At 72.0% G+C, this 16,986-nt stretch carries 14 protein-coding genes and 1 pseudogene; 6 read left to right on the forward strand and 9 right to left on the reverse strand.

The genetic code is table 11. The features are described from left to right. Positions 1-175 precede the first annotated feature (175 nt). The gene (locus AB0J02_RS00960) at positions 176-472 is read left to right on the forward strand and encodes a hypothetical protein (protein WP_363191373.1); all 297 of its coding nucleotides are present in this window, start codon (positions 176-178) and stop codon (positions 470-472) included. Between the two features lie 15 nt (positions 473-487). Here the strand turns inward: AB0J02_RS00960 and AB0J02_RS00965 are convergent, their stop codons facing one another. The 3 genes from AB0J02_RS00965 to AB0J02_RS00975 are packed head-to-tail and all read right to left on the reverse strand — an operon-like array spanning position 488 to position 3,617. Further along, positions 488-1,561: a prenyltransferase gene (locus tag AB0J02_RS00965; protein WP_363191374.1), complete on the reverse strand. Its 1,074-nt coding sequence runs from the start codon at positions 1,559-1,561 to the stop codon at positions 488-490. Continuing rightward, complete coding sequence (locus AB0J02_RS00970; protein WP_363191375.1) at positions 1,558-2,298, reverse strand: class I SAM-dependent methyltransferase; 741 nt, start codon at positions 2,296-2,298, stop codon at positions 1,558-1,560. Before AB0J02_RS00970 ends, AB0J02_RS00965 begins: the two co-directional genes overlap by 4 nt. Then, entirely contained in the window at positions 2,292-3,617 is a 1,326-nt protein-coding gene (locus AB0J02_RS00975) for a glycosyltransferase family 4 protein (RefSeq protein ID WP_363191376.1), read from the reverse strand. Before AB0J02_RS00975 ends, AB0J02_RS00970 begins: the two co-directional genes overlap by 7 nt. Positions 3,618-3,801: 184 nt before the next feature. Here AB0J02_RS00975 and AB0J02_RS00980 point away from each other — a divergent pair, with 184 nt between their 5' ends. Together AB0J02_RS00980 and AB0J02_RS00985 are read left to right on the forward strand one after the other, a co-directional pair. After that, complete coding sequence (locus AB0J02_RS00980) at positions 3,802-4,422, forward strand: TetR family transcriptional regulator (RefSeq protein ID WP_363191377.1); 621 nt, start codon at positions 3,802-3,804, stop codon at positions 4,420-4,422. A 146-nt stretch (positions 4,423-4,568) separates the two neighbouring features. Beyond that, positions 4,569-5,033: pseudogene (locus AB0J02_RS00985) on the forward strand (response regulator transcription factor); the annotation flags it as partial. On the opposite strand, the gene AB0J02_RS00990 reads toward AB0J02_RS00985, so the two are convergent. The 6 genes from AB0J02_RS00990 to AB0J02_RS01015 all read right to left on the reverse strand — a co-directional run bounded on the left by AB0J02_RS00990 (position 4,959) and on the right by AB0J02_RS01015 (position 13,484). Continuing rightward, positions 4,959-6,782, reverse strand: coding sequence for an ABC transporter ATP-binding protein (locus AB0J02_RS00990; RefSeq protein WP_363191748.1), 1,824 nt, complete (start codon positions 6,780-6,782; stop codon positions 4,959-4,961). The pseudogene AB0J02_RS00985 and the gene AB0J02_RS00990 overlap by 75 nt on opposite strands. Positions 6,783-6,856: 74 nt before the next feature. Beyond that, the gene (locus tag AB0J02_RS00995) at positions 6,857-8,629 is read right to left on the reverse strand and encodes an ABC transporter ATP-binding protein (protein ID WP_363191378.1); all 1,773 of its coding nucleotides are present in this window, start codon (positions 8,627-8,629) and stop codon (positions 6,857-6,859) included. A 129-nt stretch (positions 8,630-8,758) separates the two neighbouring features. Beyond that, complete coding sequence (locus AB0J02_RS01000; protein WP_363191379.1) at positions 8,759-8,887, reverse strand: SapB/AmfS family lanthipeptide; 129 nt, start codon at positions 8,885-8,887, stop codon at positions 8,759-8,761. A gap of 89 nt (positions 8,888-8,976) precedes the next feature. Beyond that, positions 8,977-11,628: a class III lanthionine synthetase LanKC gene (lanKC, locus tag AB0J02_RS01005; protein WP_363191749.1), complete on the reverse strand. Its 2,652-nt coding sequence runs from the start codon at positions 11,626-11,628 to the stop codon at positions 8,977-8,979. 147 nt (positions 11,629-11,775) lie between these two features. Next, complete coding sequence (locus AB0J02_RS01010) at positions 11,776-12,009, reverse strand: ferredoxin (RefSeq protein ID WP_363191380.1); 234 nt, start codon at positions 12,007-12,009, stop codon at positions 11,776-11,778. 2 nt (positions 12,010-12,011) lie between these two features. Next, on the reverse strand, positions 12,012-13,484 hold the full coding sequence (locus tag AB0J02_RS01015) for an aldehyde dehydrogenase (protein ID WP_363191381.1): 1,473 nt from the start codon (positions 13,482-13,484) through the stop codon (positions 12,012-12,014). Positions 13,485-13,703: 219 nt separating this feature from the next. Here AB0J02_RS01015 and AB0J02_RS01020 point away from each other — a divergent pair, with 219 nt between their 5' ends. From AB0J02_RS01020 to AB0J02_RS01030, 3 genes are all read left to right on the forward strand, one after another. Continuing rightward, on the forward strand, positions 13,704-14,765 hold the full coding sequence (locus tag AB0J02_RS01020) for an MBL fold metallo-hydrolase (protein WP_363191382.1): 1,062 nt from the start codon (positions 13,704-13,706) through the stop codon (positions 14,763-14,765). Positions 14,766-14,872: 107 nt separating this feature from the next. Continuing rightward, complete coding sequence (locus AB0J02_RS01025) at positions 14,873-15,130, forward strand: hypothetical protein (RefSeq protein ID WP_363191383.1); 258 nt, start codon at positions 14,873-14,875, stop codon at positions 15,128-15,130. Between the two features lie 13 nt (positions 15,131-15,143). Continuing rightward, complete coding sequence (locus tag AB0J02_RS01030) at positions 15,144-16,310, forward strand: SPFH domain-containing protein (RefSeq protein WP_363191384.1); 1,167 nt, start codon at positions 15,144-15,146, stop codon at positions 16,308-16,310. The last annotated feature ends 676 nt before the right edge of the window (positions 16,311-16,986 follow it).

A 16,986-nucleotide genomic window follows, 5' to 3' on the forward strand; every position in this document is an offset into this window, starting at 1 on the left:
AGCACGGACACGACGAGACGTCGTACGGGAAGGGGGGTGCTGAGCACGGCGGGTACCTCCAGTGGGGGCTGTACTCCTGGCAGCCTCACCCGGCCCCCGCGGCCCTGCATCCCGGGCGGGCCCGTCCGTGTTTTCCGCCGTGTTTCCTGGCCGGAATCGGGGACATCAGAAGTTCATGTCTCCCAATCGGCACTACCGAGGCACCAGCGAAGCCGGCCGTGTTGTCATGATCATTGCAGACATCCTGGCCTTCATCCTCGGCCTCTGGATCCTGATGTATCTGTTGGACGCGAACCGGGGCAACGACCTGGTGCAGTTCGTCCATGACGCGGCGGGCTGGCTGGCCGGCTGGTCGCATGACCTGTTCACCTTCGACGAGGCATGGGCGCGCGTCGTCGCGGGCTACGGCCTCGCGGCGGTCGTCTACCTGTTCGTCGGCCACGCGGTCGCGAACCGGCTCCGCCGGCACTGAGGCCCCGCGCACCCCTCAGCCGCAGCACTCCGGTTCGACGCCGGAGGGGAGCAGGTCGCCGCCGAACACCTGGCAGGTCGCCTCGTCCCCGCCGAGCGCCGCCACGGCGAGCAGCACGGAGCCCGCGGTCCACGTCGTGAGTTCCTCGGGCCACACGGCCCGGTCCTCGAAGACGTAGCCGGTCCAGTAGAGCCCGGACCGCGGGTCCCGCAGGTGCTGGATGTCCTGGAGGATCGTCAGCGCGCGGTCGGACTCGCCCATCGCCCAGAGGGCCAGGGCGAGTTCGGCGCTCTCGCCGCCCGTCACCCAGGGGTTCGGCACGACGCAGCGCACGCCGAGCCCCGGCACCACGAACCGCTCCCAGTCGCCTTCGATACGCGCCTCCGCCTCGGCCCCGCGCAGCGCGCCGCCGAGCACCGGGTAGTACCAGTCCATGGAGTAGCGGTCCTTGTCGAGGAACCGCTCGGGGTGGCGCCGGATCGCGTGGCGCAGCGCGCCGACGGCCAACTCCCAGTCGGGTTGCGGCTCTTCGCGTTCATCGGCGATCGCGAGCGCGCACCTCAGGGCGTGGTGGATCGACGAACTGCCGGTCAGGAGCGCGTCGTTGACGTCGCTCCCGTCGGCGTCGCGCTTCCAGCCGATCTGGCCGCCGGGCTGCTGGAGCCGCAGCACGAACTCGACCGCCGCGCACACCACGGGCCACATGCGGTCCAGGAACGCGTCGTCGCCGGTGGAGAGGTAGTGGTGCCAGACGCCGACGGCCACGTACGCGACGAAGTTGGTCTCGCGGCCGCGGTCGGTGACGTCGTCCGGGTCGCCGTCCTGGTAGGCGGCGTACCAGGAACCGTCCTCGTTCTGGTGCCGGGCGAGCCATTCGTAGGCGCGTGCCGCGGCCTCGTGCTCGCCGGCCACGTCGAGCGCCATGGCTGTCTCGGTGTGGTCCCACGGGTCGAGGTGGTGGCGGCGGAACCACGGGATGGCGCCGTCCGGGCGCTGCACGGCCAGCAGGCCGCGCACCGTGTGCGCGGCCTGATCGGCTGTCAGAACACCGTCGAGTACGAGGAGTTCGGTCCGCTCGGGGCTGCTCACGCAGCGGCCCCGCTGGCCTTCGGCAGGTGCGGCTTGGTGGCGTAGGCGACGAAGCTCTTGCCGACGACGGGGTTCAGGAGCTGCTCGGCGACCCGGGTGAGGGCGGGCTTCTTCATGATGTCCCAGACGAGGAGCTTGTGGTACGCCTTCACCGGCAGCGCCTTGTCGTTGTCGACGCCGAACGCGCACTTGAGCCACCAGTACGGGGCGTGCAGGGCGTGCGCGTGGTGCGTGCCGTACGGCTTCAGGCCCGCTTCGCGCATCCGGCCGAGCAGTTCGTCGGCCTTGTAGATGCGGATGTGGCCGCCCTCGACCTCGTGGTACTCGTCGGAGAGCGCCCAGCACACCTTCTCCGGGCCGTAGCGCGGCACGGTGACGGCGATGCGGCCGCCGGGCTTGAGCACGCGCACCATCTCGGCGAGCACACCCTTGTCGTCGGGGATGTGCTCCATCACCTCGCTGATGATGACGACGTCGAACGACTCGTCGGGGAACGGCAGGTGGAGCGCGTCGCCCTCCATCGCGGTGGCCGTGGCGCCCGCCGGGGCCTCGCCGGCCTCCTTCATGGCGGCGAACCACTTGGCGACCTCGGCGATCTCCTCCGCGTTCTGGTCGAGCGCGACGACCTGCGCCCCGCGCCGGTAGCACTCGAAGGCGTGCCGGCCGGCTCCGCACCCGAGGTCGAGGACGCGATCACCCGCGGCGAGGGGGAAGCGGGTGAAGTCGACGGTCAGCACGTGGCCCTGCTTTCCTGAGAGGTTTCCTGGTGGGGTCGTACGGGCGCGGCGGGAGCCTTGTCGATGGCCGCGCGGTACAGCTCTGCGGTGCCCTGCGCGGCCCGCGCCCAGGTGAACCGGGCCAGGACGCGGGCGCGTCCCGCGGCGCCGAGGCGGGCGCGCAGGGCCGGGTCGCCGAGCATCCGGATGAGGGCGGCGGCGAGGGCGTCCGGGTCGCCGGTGGGCACCGCGAGGCAGGTCTCGCCGTCGGGGCCCGCGACCTCGGGGATCGCGCCGCCGGTGGTGGCGACGAGCGGAGTGCCGGTGGCCATGGCCTCGGCGGCAGGCAGCGAGAACCCTTCGTAGAGCGAGGGCACGCACGCGACCTGCGCGGAGCGCACGAGGTCGACGAGTTCCTGGTCGCTGATGCCCTTGACGAACTGGACGGCGCCCTCGAGCCCGTACCGCTCGATGGCCTGGGCGACGGGGCCGTCCTCGGCGCGCTTGCCGACGACGACGAGATGCGCGTCGGGCTGCTCGGCCCGCACCTTGGCGAGCGCCTCGACGAGGAACACGAGCCCCTTGAGCGGTACGTCGGCGCTGGACGTCGTGACGATCCGGCCGGGTACCTCGGGCACCGCGGGATTCGGCGAGAAGAGGTCGGTGTCGGCGCCGATGTGGACGACGCTGATCCGGCTCTCGCGCACCCCGAGGTGCTGGACGATCTCGTCGCGGGAGGTGCCGGAGACGGTGAGCACGGACGGCAGGCGGCGCGCGACGCGCTTCTGCATGCGCGTGAACGCGTACCAGCGGCGCACCGACATCCGCCGCCGCCAGTTCGCGGCGGCGTCCAGCTCCAGTTGCCGGTCGACGGTGATGGGGTGGTGGATGGTGGTGACCAGCGGGGCGCCGAGCGAGGCGGGGCCACCGAGGAGTCCGTATCCGAGGGTCTGGTTGTCGTGCACGACGTCGAACTCGCCGCGTCTGGCGCGCAGATGGCGCCCGGCGCGCAGCGAGAACGTCAGCGGTTCGGGGAAGCCGCCGGTCCACATGGTGCCGACCTCGACGGCGTCGACCCAGTCGCGGTACTCGTCGCGCTTCGGGGTACGGAACGGGTCGGGGCTGCGGTAGAGGTCGAGGCTGGGCAGCTCGGTGAGCGTGAGCCCGGCCAGTTCCTCGCCCTCGTCGAGGACGGGGTAGGGCTGGGCACCGATGACCTCGACGCGGTGCCCCAGACGGGCCAGCTCGCGGGAGAGGTGCCGCACGTACACACCCTGGCCCCCGCAGAACGGGTTGCCCTTGTACGTGAGGAGAGCGATGCGCAACGACTCCGCGGTCACTCCAGGCCACCCTTCTTCCTGCTTGCCCGTGGACACTGGACAGTACGTGGGGACGCTAATCTAGAACAAGTTTCAGACTTGATCGTTCAATGAGCACCGAATCTACCGGCAGGTAGCGAGGCTGCGAACGGTGGATCGGGTGATTCACGCCACGGCCTGGACCACGGGACACGGAAGCGAACTGATGACAGCTCCGGACGGCAGAAGCTCTGCGCAAGGTGCCCCCGCTCTCACCGAGCGGCAGGAGGCGCGGCGCCGCCGCATCCTGCACGCGAGCGCCCAGCTGGCGTCGCGCGGCGGCTTCGACGCGGTGCAGATGCGCGAGGTCGCCGAGTCCTCGCAGGTCGCCCTCGGCACCTTGTACCGCTACTTCCCGAGCAAGGTCCATCTGCTGGTCGCCACCATGCAGGACCAGCTGCAGCACATGCACACCACGGTCCGCAAGCGTCCGCCGTCCTCGGACTCGCCCTCCGAGCGGGTCGCGGAGACCCTGATGCGCGCTTTCCGGGCGCTGCAGCGCGAGCCGCATCTGGCCGACGCGATGGTCCGCGCCCTGACGTTCGCGGACCGCAGTGTGAGCCCCGAGGTCGACCAGGTGTCCCGGCAGACGACGGCGATCATCCTGGACGCGATGGAACTCGACGACCCGACCCCCGCGCAGCTCTCGGCGGTCCGGGTCATCGAGCACACCTGGCACTCGGCGCTCATCACGTGGCTGTCGGGCCGGGCCTCGATCGCCCAGGTCAAGATCGACATCGAGACGGTCTGCAAGCTCATCGACCTGACTGATCCCAGCCACGGCTGAGCCCCTGCCGCCGTTGGCCAGTTCTGTCCATCCGCTTCGGGGCACCCGAAGGTTGAATTGCTCATGCGCTGGAAGAGGCAACCGGAGCAGACGGCTTTGAGGGGGCGGACGTGACTCGGGTACTTCTTGTGCACGACTCCTGTCTGATGCGTTCGGCGCTCGCCGAACAGCTGGCGAAGGAACCGGACCTGGAGGTGCACCACACATCCTGGCGCAGCGCGCCGGGGAGGGCGCGCACGCTCAGGCCGCAGATCTGCGTAGCCGACCTGGACTGCGAATCGCCCTACGGCATACCGCCGTTGGCGGAGCTGAGGTGCGCACTGGTCGTGCTCGCCACCGCCAGCAGGCCCGGGCCGCTGCGCCGGGCCGTGGAGGCGCAGGCTCTCGGTTACGTGGACAAGGACGGCCCCGTGGAACGGCTCCTCACCGGCATCAGACAGGTGGCCCGGGGGCAGCGCTTCGTCGACGACTCCCTCGGATTCGGGTTCCTGAAGGCCTCTCAGACCCCTTTGACGAGAAGAGAGTTAGGGGTCTTGTCACTCGCCGCCGAGGGCGCCTCGGTCTCCGAGATCGCGCGCAAGCTCCATCTGTCCAACGGCACGGTGCGCAACTACATGGCCGCCATCACCCGCAAGGTCGGCGCCCGCAACAGGATCGACGCGATCCGCATCTCCCAGGGCGAGGGCTGGCTGTGACGTCGCCGGCAGACCCCACGCCCCGGCCAGCTCGCGGTAGAGCGGCGAACACCCGAGCAACTCCTCGTGACGGCCGCAGACGGTACGCGGGCCGTCCATGACGAGGATCCGGTCGGCCCGGTGGGCGGAGCTGATCCGATGGGCGACGACCACCAGGGTGCCCCCGGGCCGGGTGGCGAACGCCCTCTCCGCGCGCCGCTCCGCCGCCGGGTCGAGATGGCAGGTGGCCTCGTCGAGCACGGCCAGGGGCGCGGACGAGAGATAGGCGCGGGTCAGCGCGATCAGCTGCCGCTCCCCTGCCGACAGGGCCGTCGGGTCGAGCGGGGCGTCGAGCCCGCCGAGGCGCCCGAGCAACGCGGCGAGCCCGATCGCGGCCGCGGCGCCGACGAGTTCATCGTCGGGCACCGGGTCCGGGCGCAGATAGGTGAGGTTGGCGCGCAGGGTGCCGCTGAAGACGTACGCCTCCTGCGGGATCAGCACGCGTTCCGCCGCCGCCCGCGGGGAGCGCGCGGGCAGCCCGCGCACCCGGATCTCCCCCGCCCCGGGGACGAGCAGCCCCGCGGCGAGCCCGGCCAGGGTGGACTTGCCGGTGCCGCTGGGGCCCACGATCGCCAGGTGGCCGCCCCGGGGGACGGTCAGGTCGAGGCCGTCGAGGACCGGTTCCGCACCGGGCCCGTACGCGAAGGTCAGCGACGACGCCTCCAGAGCGGGTGCGGCCGCATCGGGTCGTGTGTCCGCCAACTCCTGCGCAGGCTGGGCCTGTTGGCCGGTCTCGTGCGTCAGTCTGCGCAGCACGACCGCCAGCCGTGAACCACCCGTGCCCAGACCGTGGACCAGGTTCTGCAGGGCGGGCAGCAGGGACTGGCTGACGTAGGCGAGGGCGCCGACCAGGGCGCCCGGGCTCACCCCGCGGTCGAGCGTCCACGGCGCCGTCGCCAGGAGGAGCAGAAGCGGCAGTTGTCCGCCGATGCCGAGCGCGAGCACCCGGGGCACCGCCCACCACGCCAGCGTGCGTGCCGCCCGGTACTCGCGGTCGATCAGCGTGGCCGCGTCCCGGGCCGTCGGTTCCTCGGCGCCGGCCGCCGTGACGTCCCTGAGCCCCGCGCACACGAGGGCGAGCCGGGCCGAGACGTTCTCGTCGGCGATCAGGAACGCCTCCTGCCCGCGGGAGAGCGGCCGCAGCGTGCCGAGAAAGAGGGCCACTCCGGCCACCAGCGGCGGCGCGACCACCAGCAGGAGCACCGGCGCCAGCGAAAACAAGCCGATCAGTGCGCCGGTCGCGGTGAACACGAAGGACCGGGACACCATGATCAGACCGGCGAAGGTGTCGCGGGCGATCTCCACCTGCTGGGTGAGGCGCGACACCGCTCCCCCGTCGCCGCCGCGCACCCCGCGCTCGACGACCCGGCGCACGAGGAGGTCCCGCAGCGGCTCCACGAGCCCGGCCACGGCCCCGTAGACGCGGGCCGTGCCGAGGGCGCCCGCGGCGACGCCGAGCACGGCCACGCCGAGCCAGAGCAGGCCGATGTCCTGGCGCCCGGCGAGGAACCCGTCGTCCAGCGCGCGGGCGAGGGCCCAGCCGAGCAGGAACGTCTGCCCCGTCTCCAGGACCGACCAGGCGGCGAGCCGGGCGACCGTGGCGCGGCGGCGCAGCAGGAAGCGCAGGCCTCGGCGGTACGTTCCCGGGCGCGCGGGGGCCGCTGTCGCGGAGGGCGTCGTTGTCGCGGAGGGGGTCGTTGTCACGCCGCCCCACCGGCCCCGGCCACTGCCCCGCCGCTGTCGCCGTCTCCGGCGAACACCGCCCGGTAGGCGGGGTCGCGCCACAGCCGTTCGTGCGGGCCGAGCGCGCGGATGGAGCCGGCGTCGAGCCAGGCCACGGTGGAGGCGCGGGCGGCGGTCGTGGCGCGGTGGGCGACGACGAGGCGGGTGGTGCCGGGGGCGTGCCGCAGCAGGGCGGCGGCGATCTCCCGCTCGGTGATCATGTCGAGGCTGGACAGGGCGTCGTCCAGCACGAGCAGCCGCCCGCCGTGCGCGAACGCCCTTGCCAGGCCCAGGCGTTGGGCCTCACCGCCGGACAGCGGGGCGTCCGCGCAGGCGGTGGCGTACCCGTCGGGGAGGCGGCGTACGAAGCCGTCGGCGTGGGCGGCCTCGGCGGCGCGGACGATCCGGTCCCGGTGCGTCGTACGGGGGTCGGGGCCGAGGGCGATCGTGTCGGCGAGGGTGTCGCCCAGCAGGGTGGGCCGCTCGAAGGCGTAGCCGATCGCGGCGCGGAGCTCGGCGCGGCTCAGCTCGGGCAGCGGGGTGCCGTCGAGGAGGACGGTCCCGTCGTCCGGGTCGGCGAGACGGCCCGCGAGGGCGGCGAGCAGCGACTTGCCCGCGCCGGACACGCCGACCACGGCGAGGGTCTCGCCGGCGGGGACGGTCAGGTCCACGCGGTCGAGCACGGTGCGCCCGTCGCGGTGGACGGTGACACCGCGCAGCTCCAGCCGGCCTCCCCCGTCCCCGGGTCGGGCCTCGCCGTGCCGTGGCGCGGGTTCGTCCAGGACGTCGCCGAGACGTTGTCCCGCGGCCCGGGTGCGGACGAGTGCCGCGATGTCGCCGACGAGCATGCCGACCCCCGTGGCGAGCGCGGCGTAGCGGGACGCGGCGAGCAGTTCCCCCACGGACAGCCGGTGGCGCAGCAGGAGCAGGCCGGCCGTGGCGATCACCGCGATCTGCAGCAGGGGCGCGAGGGCCACCGCTCCCGCGCTCGCGCGGCCCTGCACCCGCCACAACCGCAGGCCCTGGTGCACGAGCCGGGGCAGCGGTTCCAGGACGCGGGTGGTCTCCCGGTCCGCGGTGTGCGCGGCGGCGATGGTGCGGGCCCCGCCGATCGCCTCGGTGAGCCGGGTCGCGATGTCGCCCTGTGCGCGCAGATAGGCGGCGACGCAGTCGGACGAGGCCCGCGCGAAGGTGCGCAGCAGCAGGGCCAGGGCGGGCGCGCCGACGAGGAACGCGGCGACGAGCCAGAGGTCGGTGAGGCCCAGGGCGACGATCGCGCCGACGGGCAGGACGAGGGTGGCGGCGAGGGCGGCCACGGTCGCGGGGGCGGGGCCGGCCTGCGCGGTGCTGCCGACGAGCCGCGCGACGAGGTCGCCCGCGGGGAACCGCGCGGTGGCCCGGGGCCCGGTGGCGAGCACATGGCGGACGAGGCGGCCGCGCAGCCAGGCCGTGGTGCGGGCGTTGGTGGTGCCGGTCAGGACGCCCTCGCAGCAGTCGAGGAGCAGGAGGCCGCCGAGCAGCGCGGCGGCGGTCAGCAGCCAGTGCCCGACGTCGCCGCTCACCGAGTCGACGGCACCGGCGGAATGCGCGGCGAACAGGGCGTCCACGGTGCGGCCGATGACGTACGGGAGGAGCAGCCCCACGCCCGCGGACGCGACGGTGAGCAGGCACAGGGCCACGCACCGGCCGGCGCTGTACCGGGTCGCTGTGCGCAGGAGCGCGTCGCCGGACGTCTTCACCTGGCCTCGCATCCGTAGTCGCATCCGTAATCGCATCCGTGCGTCGCATCCTTGGGAACGAGAAACGAGGACGGGGCCGCCCACGAGGGGCGGCCCCGCCGTCACCGGTACAGAAAGAACGTCACCGGGGCGGACAGACCGTCACAGACACAGGATCGTGCTGTTGGAGCTGTGCTTGTCGCAGAGCAGCAGGCTGACGTTGCTGCCTTCGCCGCCGCCTCCGCCGGTGGTCTCGTCGGCTTCCATGCTCTGCAGGTCGAGAAGCGCCATGGTTTTCCCTTTCGTCGATGTACATCTCTGTGGGGACGGGGTGGTGCTGTGCGGTTGTGTCACGACTCCGCGCCGAGGCGGAGCCGGCTTCAGGGCCGCCGCGGGGGTGGCATGAAGGGCAGCTGGGCGCCGCGTTCCTCGTCCAGGGCCGCGCCGAGCGCGAGCAGGCACCCGGCCGTGCCGGTGCCGAGGTCCATGGACAGGCGCATCATCTGGTGCCCGGGGAAGGCGAGTTGGCCCTCGTAGCGCATCGACAGCCAGCCCAGGGCGTCGATCTGGGCGGCGAGCCGCGCGCCTGTGGCACCCGGTGTCGTGGTGCGGGCGAGGTGCAGGATCATGCCGGCGCGGCCCTCGAACAGGCCGGGCTGGACATAGAAGCGGGAGGTCGCGGCGGTGAGCACGCCCTGCCGGAGCTGCTCGGCGTCCCGGCCGCCGAGGTCCGCGCCAGGGGCGAGCCGCAGGTACTCGTCGAGGACCATGCCGATCCCGGCGCTGCCGTCACCGAGATAGGGCATGGTGCGCCAGCCCTCGTCGACGTGCAGCCCGCCGTCGGACGCCGTCCGGCACCGGTCCAGGTCCAACTCCAGTGCTGTACCGGCGAGTTCGAGGTATTGCGCGCTGCCCGTACGCTCGTACAGGCGCAGCAGGAACAGGGCGGGCCCGGTGAGGCCGCGCATCAGTCCGGCCCGCCGCTTCGAGGTGGGCGCCCGGTCCGTGTCGCGTACGTGGACGATGCGGTCGGCGACGAGACCGGCCGCCTCCAGGGCCAGGTCGGCCAGGTCGCTCTCGCCGGTGGTGCGGGCGAGATGGTCGAGGACCAGGCCCACACCGGAGAGTCCGCTGTTCAGATCCCCGGTGAGCCGCTGCCACTTCTCGCTCAGCAGGCGGTCGACCAGGTCGAGGGAGCGCTGCCGGTGCCCGAGCCGGTCCAGGACGTACGCGATGCCGGCGATGCCGTCGTAGAGGCCGAGCGCGGTGCCGGGCGGCACCGGGTCGGTGTGGTCGAGGAGCCAGAGCTCGCCCTGCTCGTAGCGGGCGGCACCGGTCTCGGCGAGGGCGTACAGGACACCGGCCGCGCCGTGGGCGAGACCGAGGCCGCCGCCGATGGCGAACTGGGCGACGTCGCCGGGGAAGAGGCGGTCGTCGCGCTCCGGGGTGGCCGAGGCCAGGATGCCCTTGACCATGGAGTCGCGGCTGCGCGGCCAGTCGCCGGGTCCGATCCGAGGGGTGGCGCCGGTCGCTCCCCTCGTCGCGGCCGGTGCGTCGCTCGCCCCCCGGGTGATCTCGGCGACCGCCTCGTCCAGGAACTCCCTCGGCACGGTGGGGAATTCGGCGGCGATCACCTCGGCCAGGTGGGCGGCCTTGCCGCGGTCCACGACGAACAGGGTCGTCACGGGCAGGAACATGGCGATCCGCAGGCACGCGAGGGCGTAGCGGTCGATGTCGGTGCCGGTGCGGTCCCGCGGCGCCCAGAAACCAGGGTGGGCGAGGAGCTGGCTGTCGTTCTCCTCGGCGCGGGTGGCGGCCTCGAAGTCGATGAGAGTGACCGTCTCCTCGTGCCCTTCGGCCCCTTCATCGGTGTCCTCGGGGCCGACCATGATGTTGAAGAGGTGCAGGTCGTTGAAGACGATGCCGCGCTCGTGGACGGCGGCCACGGCCTTCTCGACGGCGGCGTCGATCCGCAGCACCCAGGCCACGTAGTCGGCGACGGCCACTGGGTCCGGGTCGGGTGCGAGCAGCGGGTGGCGTTCGGCGAAGAACGCGTTGAGGGGGCGGCCCGGCACATGGTCCATGACGAGGAAGCGGTGGTCGCCGATGAGGAACCAGTCACGCACCTCGGGCGCCACACCGAGCCCCGACAGTCGTTCCAGTGCGGCCTTCTCGCGCTCCAGGCGGGCGATGGCGTCGGCCCCGTCGGCGGCGAGGCCCGCGTGCGGGCGGCCCTCCTTGAGGACGACCGTGCGGCCGTCGCGGGTGTCGGCTCCCCGGTAGACGCCACCTCCGTTGGAGAAGTGCAGGGCCTTCTCGAAGCGGTACGGGAGGTCGGTGACGGTCGTGGCGTTGCGGGCGTCGAAGTGGGGTTTCAGGAAGCCGGGCAGCGGCACCCATTCGGGGACCTGGAAGGCGGGGTCCCTGTTGTCGGGCACGAGGCGGCCCTCGCCGTCCTCGATGGCGGTGACGAGCGCGCCGCGTTCATTGGCGACCAGCCGGCGGGAAAAGGCGCCGTAGCGCACATAGAGCGGCCCGTCGCCCCAGCGGAGATCAGTGAGAATGTACGGCCCTTCGAGGCCGCGCAGCAGTTCCCCCAGCTCCTCCAATATCCGGTGGCATCTCTCCTCGTCCGCCGGATAGATGGTGACGAACTTTCCGCTGGTGTCGCGGCCCGCGTATTTCGCGTTCCGTAAGTGAAGAAGATGCGGACCCGGAACGAATTTGAAGGGAATTCCGCGCGGTACGCAGTAGTCCCAGACGGCCGAGGCGATCTTCTCGGCGTCGGCGCGGGTGGCGGAGGCGTGGATCTTCCAGCCCTGCCCCGGCCCCTGACGGGGCGTGCCGTCCCGCTCCAGCGGGGTGAGATTCAGCCATTCCCCGTTGCTGTCGGAGCGCCATCCTTCCGGGACCGCCCTGCGGGCCGTCTCGAACTCGGGCAGGGGCCGTGCTTTACCGTCGGCGGAGAGCCGTTCGGGCGTCTCGTAGAAATACGGATCGGCAAGGGCGTAGACCTCGTACCGCTTGTCCATGGCGTCGGTCGCCCTCCTCGGCATCTCGTTGACGGCCGGCAACGAGATTCGCATGCGGCCGAGGAAGGCGGACAGTCACAACTGTCATGAGAAAACAGTGCGAAACGCACAAGGAAAGTACCGTTCACCCTGTTCGAATTCGAGGTGTCACTCCTCGGGCGGGAACACCGGTTCGCCGCCGTCGGTGAGCGTGATCACGATCGCCTCGACGGGGCAGCCCTCGGCCGCCGCCAGCACCTTCTCGTTCGCGTCCGTCTCGGGTTCCTCCGGGTGGGACTGCCGCGCCGTGTCGAGTCGGAACGCGGCGGGCGCGTGGTGCAGGCACATGCCCGAGCCGATGCACACGCCCCGGTCGACCTCCACATGCCACCGGTCGCCCATGCTCAGCCCTCCTCGTGTTCGTATCCGGCGGGCAGGTGGATCATCTTGTGCTCCAGGTACGCGCTGTACCCCTCGGGCCCGAACTCCCGTCCCACACCGCTGTTCTTGTAGCCGCCGAAGGGGCCGAGCATGTCGAGGCTGAAGGTGTTCACGTTGTACGTGCCGGTACGCACCCGGCGCGCGATGTCGACGCCGTGCGCGACGTCGGCCGTCCAGACGCTGCCGCTGAGCCCGTAGTCGGAGTCGTTGGCGATCTTCACGGCCTCGTCCTCGTCGCCGTACGGGAGGAGGCAGATGACGGGTCCGAATATCTCCTCGCGGGCGACGCGCATGCCGTTGTGGACGTCGCCGAGGAGGGTCGGTTCGACGTACCAGCCGTGCTCCAGGCCGGCCGTGGTGGGTGCGCCGCCGCCGGTGAGGATCTTGGCGCCCTCCTCCTGGCCGATGCGGATGTAGTCGAGGTTGCGCCGCTGCTGGCGCCGCGCGACGAGCGGACCGACCTGGGTGGCCGGGTCGAGCGGGTCACCGACGACGAGCGCGGCGGCGGCCGCGGTGAACGCCTCGGCGAACTCGTCGTAGCGGGAGCGGGGCAGCAGGATGCGGGTCTGGGCGACGCAGGCCTGCCCGTTGTTCATCCAGGCGGCGGGCACGACCCCCGCGACGGTCGACTCCACATCCGCGTCGGGCAGTACGACGGCCGCGGACTTGCCGCCCAACTCCAGTGTCACGCGCGTGAGATGACGGGCCGCCACCTCCATCACACGCTTCCCGGCCCCGACGGAACCGGTGAAGGAGATCTTGTCGATGCCCGGATGCCCGACCAGGTACTCGCTCACCTCGCGGTCGGCGGGAAGGACGGAGAGCACGCCTTCGGGCAGCCCTGCCTCCTTCGCGATCTCGCCCAGGATGTACGCGTCGAGCGGTGCTTCCGGCGACGGTTTGAGGACGACGGTGCAGCCGGCGAGGAGGGCGGGCGCGAGTTTGGCGGCGGCGACGAACTGCGGCACGTTCCACGGCACGACGGCCGCGACGACCCCCACCGGCTCGCGCCGCACCAGCAGCTTCCCGAGGGCCCCGTCGCGGGTCTCCTCGTAGGTGAATCCTCGCGCGACGTTGATCGCGGAGTCCCACACCATCATCGCGCCGAGCGCCTGGGCGAGCACCGACCACGAGTAGGGGGAGCCGTTCTCCTGCGAGATGACCTTCGCGATCTCCTCGTGGCGTACGGCGATGGCGTCCTTGATGCGGGTGACGACGGCGATCCGCTCGTCGAGGCCCATCCGCGGCCAGGGCCCCTCGTCGAAGGCCCGGCGCGCGACGGCGACGGCGCGGTCCACGTCGGCGGGCGCGGCGTGCGGCACCCGCCCGAAGACCTCGCCGGTGTGCGGGGAGACCACCTCGATGACGTCCTTGCCGAGGGGATCGGTCAACTCCCCGCCGATGAACAGCTGTCCGTGTTCCACGAGCTCGGTCATGGCGACTTCCGCTTCCGTGACGGTTTCTGACGGTGTTTCAGAACTGATACCAGTTCTAGTTGGGATCCGGAAGGGTGGCGGACGATCGCGAAGGCGGCCGGCCGGGGAGACCGGAGACGGTTTGCCGGGGCGACTATTGAAACAAGTTCTACAAGTTCCATTACAGTGCAGGGAGTTCGGCGCGGCGACAGGTGCTCTTGGCGGCGGAGAGGCAGCCCGGTGACGGAGACGACAGAGGCGACGCAGGTGACCGACCACGGCGGAGGCGTGCACAGCATCCGCGTGCCGATCCCCGACAACCCGCTCGGATACACGCTCATCTACCTCCTGGACACCGACGCGGGACCGGTCCTCGTCGACACCGGCTGGGACGACCCCGCCTCCTGGACCGCGCTGACCGCGGGCCTCACCGCCTGCGGCACCACGGTCACCGACCTCACCGGCGTCCTGATCACCCACCACCACCCCGACCACCACGGCCTGTCGGCGAAGGTCCGCGAGGCGTCCGGGGCGTGGATCGCGATGCACGAGGCGGACGCGGCGGTGGTGCGCCGCACCCGCGAGAACCCTCCCGCCCGCTGGTACGCGTACATGGGCGCCAAGCTGCTGGCGGCCGGAGCACCCGAGGACCACGTCGCGCCGCTGCTCGCCGCGGCCGAGGCGGGCCGCCCGCGCCGCCTGCCCGGACTCGACGCCGCCCTGCCCGACCGCACGATCACCCCCGGCGACCTCCTCGACCTGCCGGGCCGCCGGCTGCGCGCGATCTGGACCCCGGGCCACACCCCCGGCCACATCTGCCTGCACCTGGAGGAGGACCACCCGGCGAACCTGCCCGGCAACGGCCGCCTCTTCTCCGGGGACCACGTGCTGCCCGGCATCAGCCCGCACATCGGCCTGTACGAGGACCCGGCCGTCGAGGAGGGCTCCACCGATCCGCTCGGCGACTACCTCGACTCCCTGGAACGCGTCGGCCGCCTCGCGCCCGCCGAGGTGCTCCCCGCGCACCAGCACACCTTCACCGACGCGCCCGCCCGCGTACGGGAGTTGCTGGAGCACCACGAGTCCCGCCTCACCGACCTGCGCGCCCTGCTGGCCGCTCCGCTCACGCCCTGGCAGCTCGCGGAGCGCATGGAATGGAACCGCCCCTGGGCCGACATCCCCTACGGTTCACGGAACATCGCCGTCTCCGAGGCCGAGGCCCACCTGCGCAGGCTCGTGAAACTGGGCCGGGTGGAGGCCGTCGCGGGGAGCGATCCGGTGACGTATGTGGCGGCCCCCTGACGCGGTGCGGATCTTTGCCGCGCGTGGATGGTAGGGGCGTTGACGCAGGCGTAGGGTCTGGCTCGCAAGAGCTCATCTGAGCTGGAACGACAAGGGGGCGGCCGCCAATGGCGCCGGACGAGGCCGTGGTCGGCCGTACGGGGAAACTGGTCATCGGCACGCGTGGGGCCGATGGACCGGGTGAGGTGCTGGTGCAGGTCAGAGGCGGCACGGAGACGTTCATCGCGTACTCCGACGAACCGCTGACACGGGGCTCGACCGTACTGGTCACGGAGTCCCGCGGGCACCGGCAGGTCTCCGTCATGGCCTGGAGCGATCCACTGCTCGATCCGCCGCTCGGCGGCGACGGTGGCGGCGCCCGCTAAGGAGACGTCAAGGATGTTCGGATATCGCGTTCCCGCGCCCGACGAGGCGATGCTGATCTCGGGCGGCAGGCGGGGACTGGGGGGAGCGCCGTTCCGCGTCGTCACCGGACACGGGAAGTTCGTGCTGCCCGTGTTCCGCAAGACCCGCTTCCTCTCCCTCGCCATGAGCGAGGCGGAGGTCGTGGAGAAGTGCGTGACCCGGCAGGGCATCGCCCTGACCGTGCGCGCCGTCATCGCGTTCAAGGTCGGCAACGACCACGAGTCGATCGTCAACGCCGGTCAGCGCTTCCTCTCCGACCAGGAACAGATGTCCGTCCTCACCGGGCGGATCTTCGCCGGCCACCTGCGGTCCATCATCGGCTCGATGACCGTCGAGGAGATCGTCACCGAGCGGCAGAAGCTCGCCACCGAAGTCCTCGACACGTCGAAGGCCGAGATGGCCAAGATCGGCCTGCACGTCGACTCGCTGCAGATCCAGTCCATCGACGACGGCAGCACCGGATACATCGAGGCGATGTCCCGGCCGCACAAGGCCAACATCCAGCGGGCCGCGCAGATCGCCCAGGCGCAGGCCACGCAGGCCTCCACGGAGGCGGAGCAGGCGGCCGCCCGTAAGCAGGCCGAGTTCGCCCGGCAGACCGCGATCGTGCAGGCCGAATACAGCGCCGAGGTCGACCGGGCCAAGGCGGAGGCCGAGCAGGCCGGTCCGCTGGCGCTGGCCCGCGCCCAGCAGGAAGTGCTCGCCGCCCAGACCGAACTCGCCCTCAAGCAGGCCGAGTTGCGGGAGAAGCAGCTCATCGCCGAGATCGTGAAGCCGGCCCAGGCCGACGCGGAACGCATCCGGGTCCTCGCGCTGGCCGAGGCCGAGCGGATGAAGATCCAGGCCGAGGCGGCGGCCTCGTACGACCGGGTCGCGCTCGACCGGATGCTCATCGACCAGCTGCCGCAGATCGTGAAGGAGGCGTCGGCGGGCCTCGCCGGGGCCAACGTGAACGTGCTGAACGGGGCGGACGGGCTCGGCGAGATCGCGGCCGGTCTGGTCGGTCAGGGGCTGACCATCCTCGACTCCGTCCGCAAGAACCTGAGCGGGCAGGAGGGGACGGCGGCCCCGGGCGCGGTGATCGAACGGTATCTGGGGGCGCCCCGGGCGGAGGACGACGGGCCGGTCGACATCCGCTGACACCTTGCCGGGGGCGGCGGGTGTGTTGTTCTCGGCGTGTTCGGGTGCGGGCCCGCCGGCTGATTGCGCAGTTCCCCGCGCCCCTGACGAGGCCACTCGGCGTGGAGGCCAGGGTTTCTTTGCACGTGCCGCTCGTCGTCGCTCGCGCCGATCCCCGCACCCCTGGCGGGACCCCTCGCCGTAAGAGCCGAGGACTGCCTGGCGCGCGCACGTCCGTCGCCGTCACTCGCGCCGATCCCCGCACCCCTGACGAGGCCACTCGCCGTGGGAGCCAGGGTTTCTTTGCACGCGCCGGTCGTCGTCGCTCGCGCCGATCCCCGCACCCCGGACGAGGCCACTCGCCGTGGGAGCCAGGGTTTCTTTGCACGCGCCGGCCGTCGTCGCTCGCGCCGATCCCCGCACCCCGGACGAGGCCACTCGCCGTGGGAACCAGGGTTTCTTTGCACGCGCCGGTCGCCGTCGCTCGCGCGGTTCCTCGCGCCCCTGACGGGGCCCCTCGCCGTGGGGGCCGAGGACTGCCTGGCGCGCGCACGTCCGTCGCCGTTGCTCGCGCCGTTCCCCGCGCCCCTGAAGGGGCCACTCGCCGTGGGAGCCAGGGTTTCTTTGCGCGTGCCGGTCGTCGTCGCTCGCGCGGTTCCTCGCGCCCCTGACGGGGCCCCTCGCCGTGGGGGCCGAG

Source organism: Streptomyces sp. NPDC050264 (assembly GCF_040655895.1).
Lineage (GTDB): Bacteria > Actinomycetota > Actinomycetes > Streptomycetales > Streptomycetaceae > Streptomyces.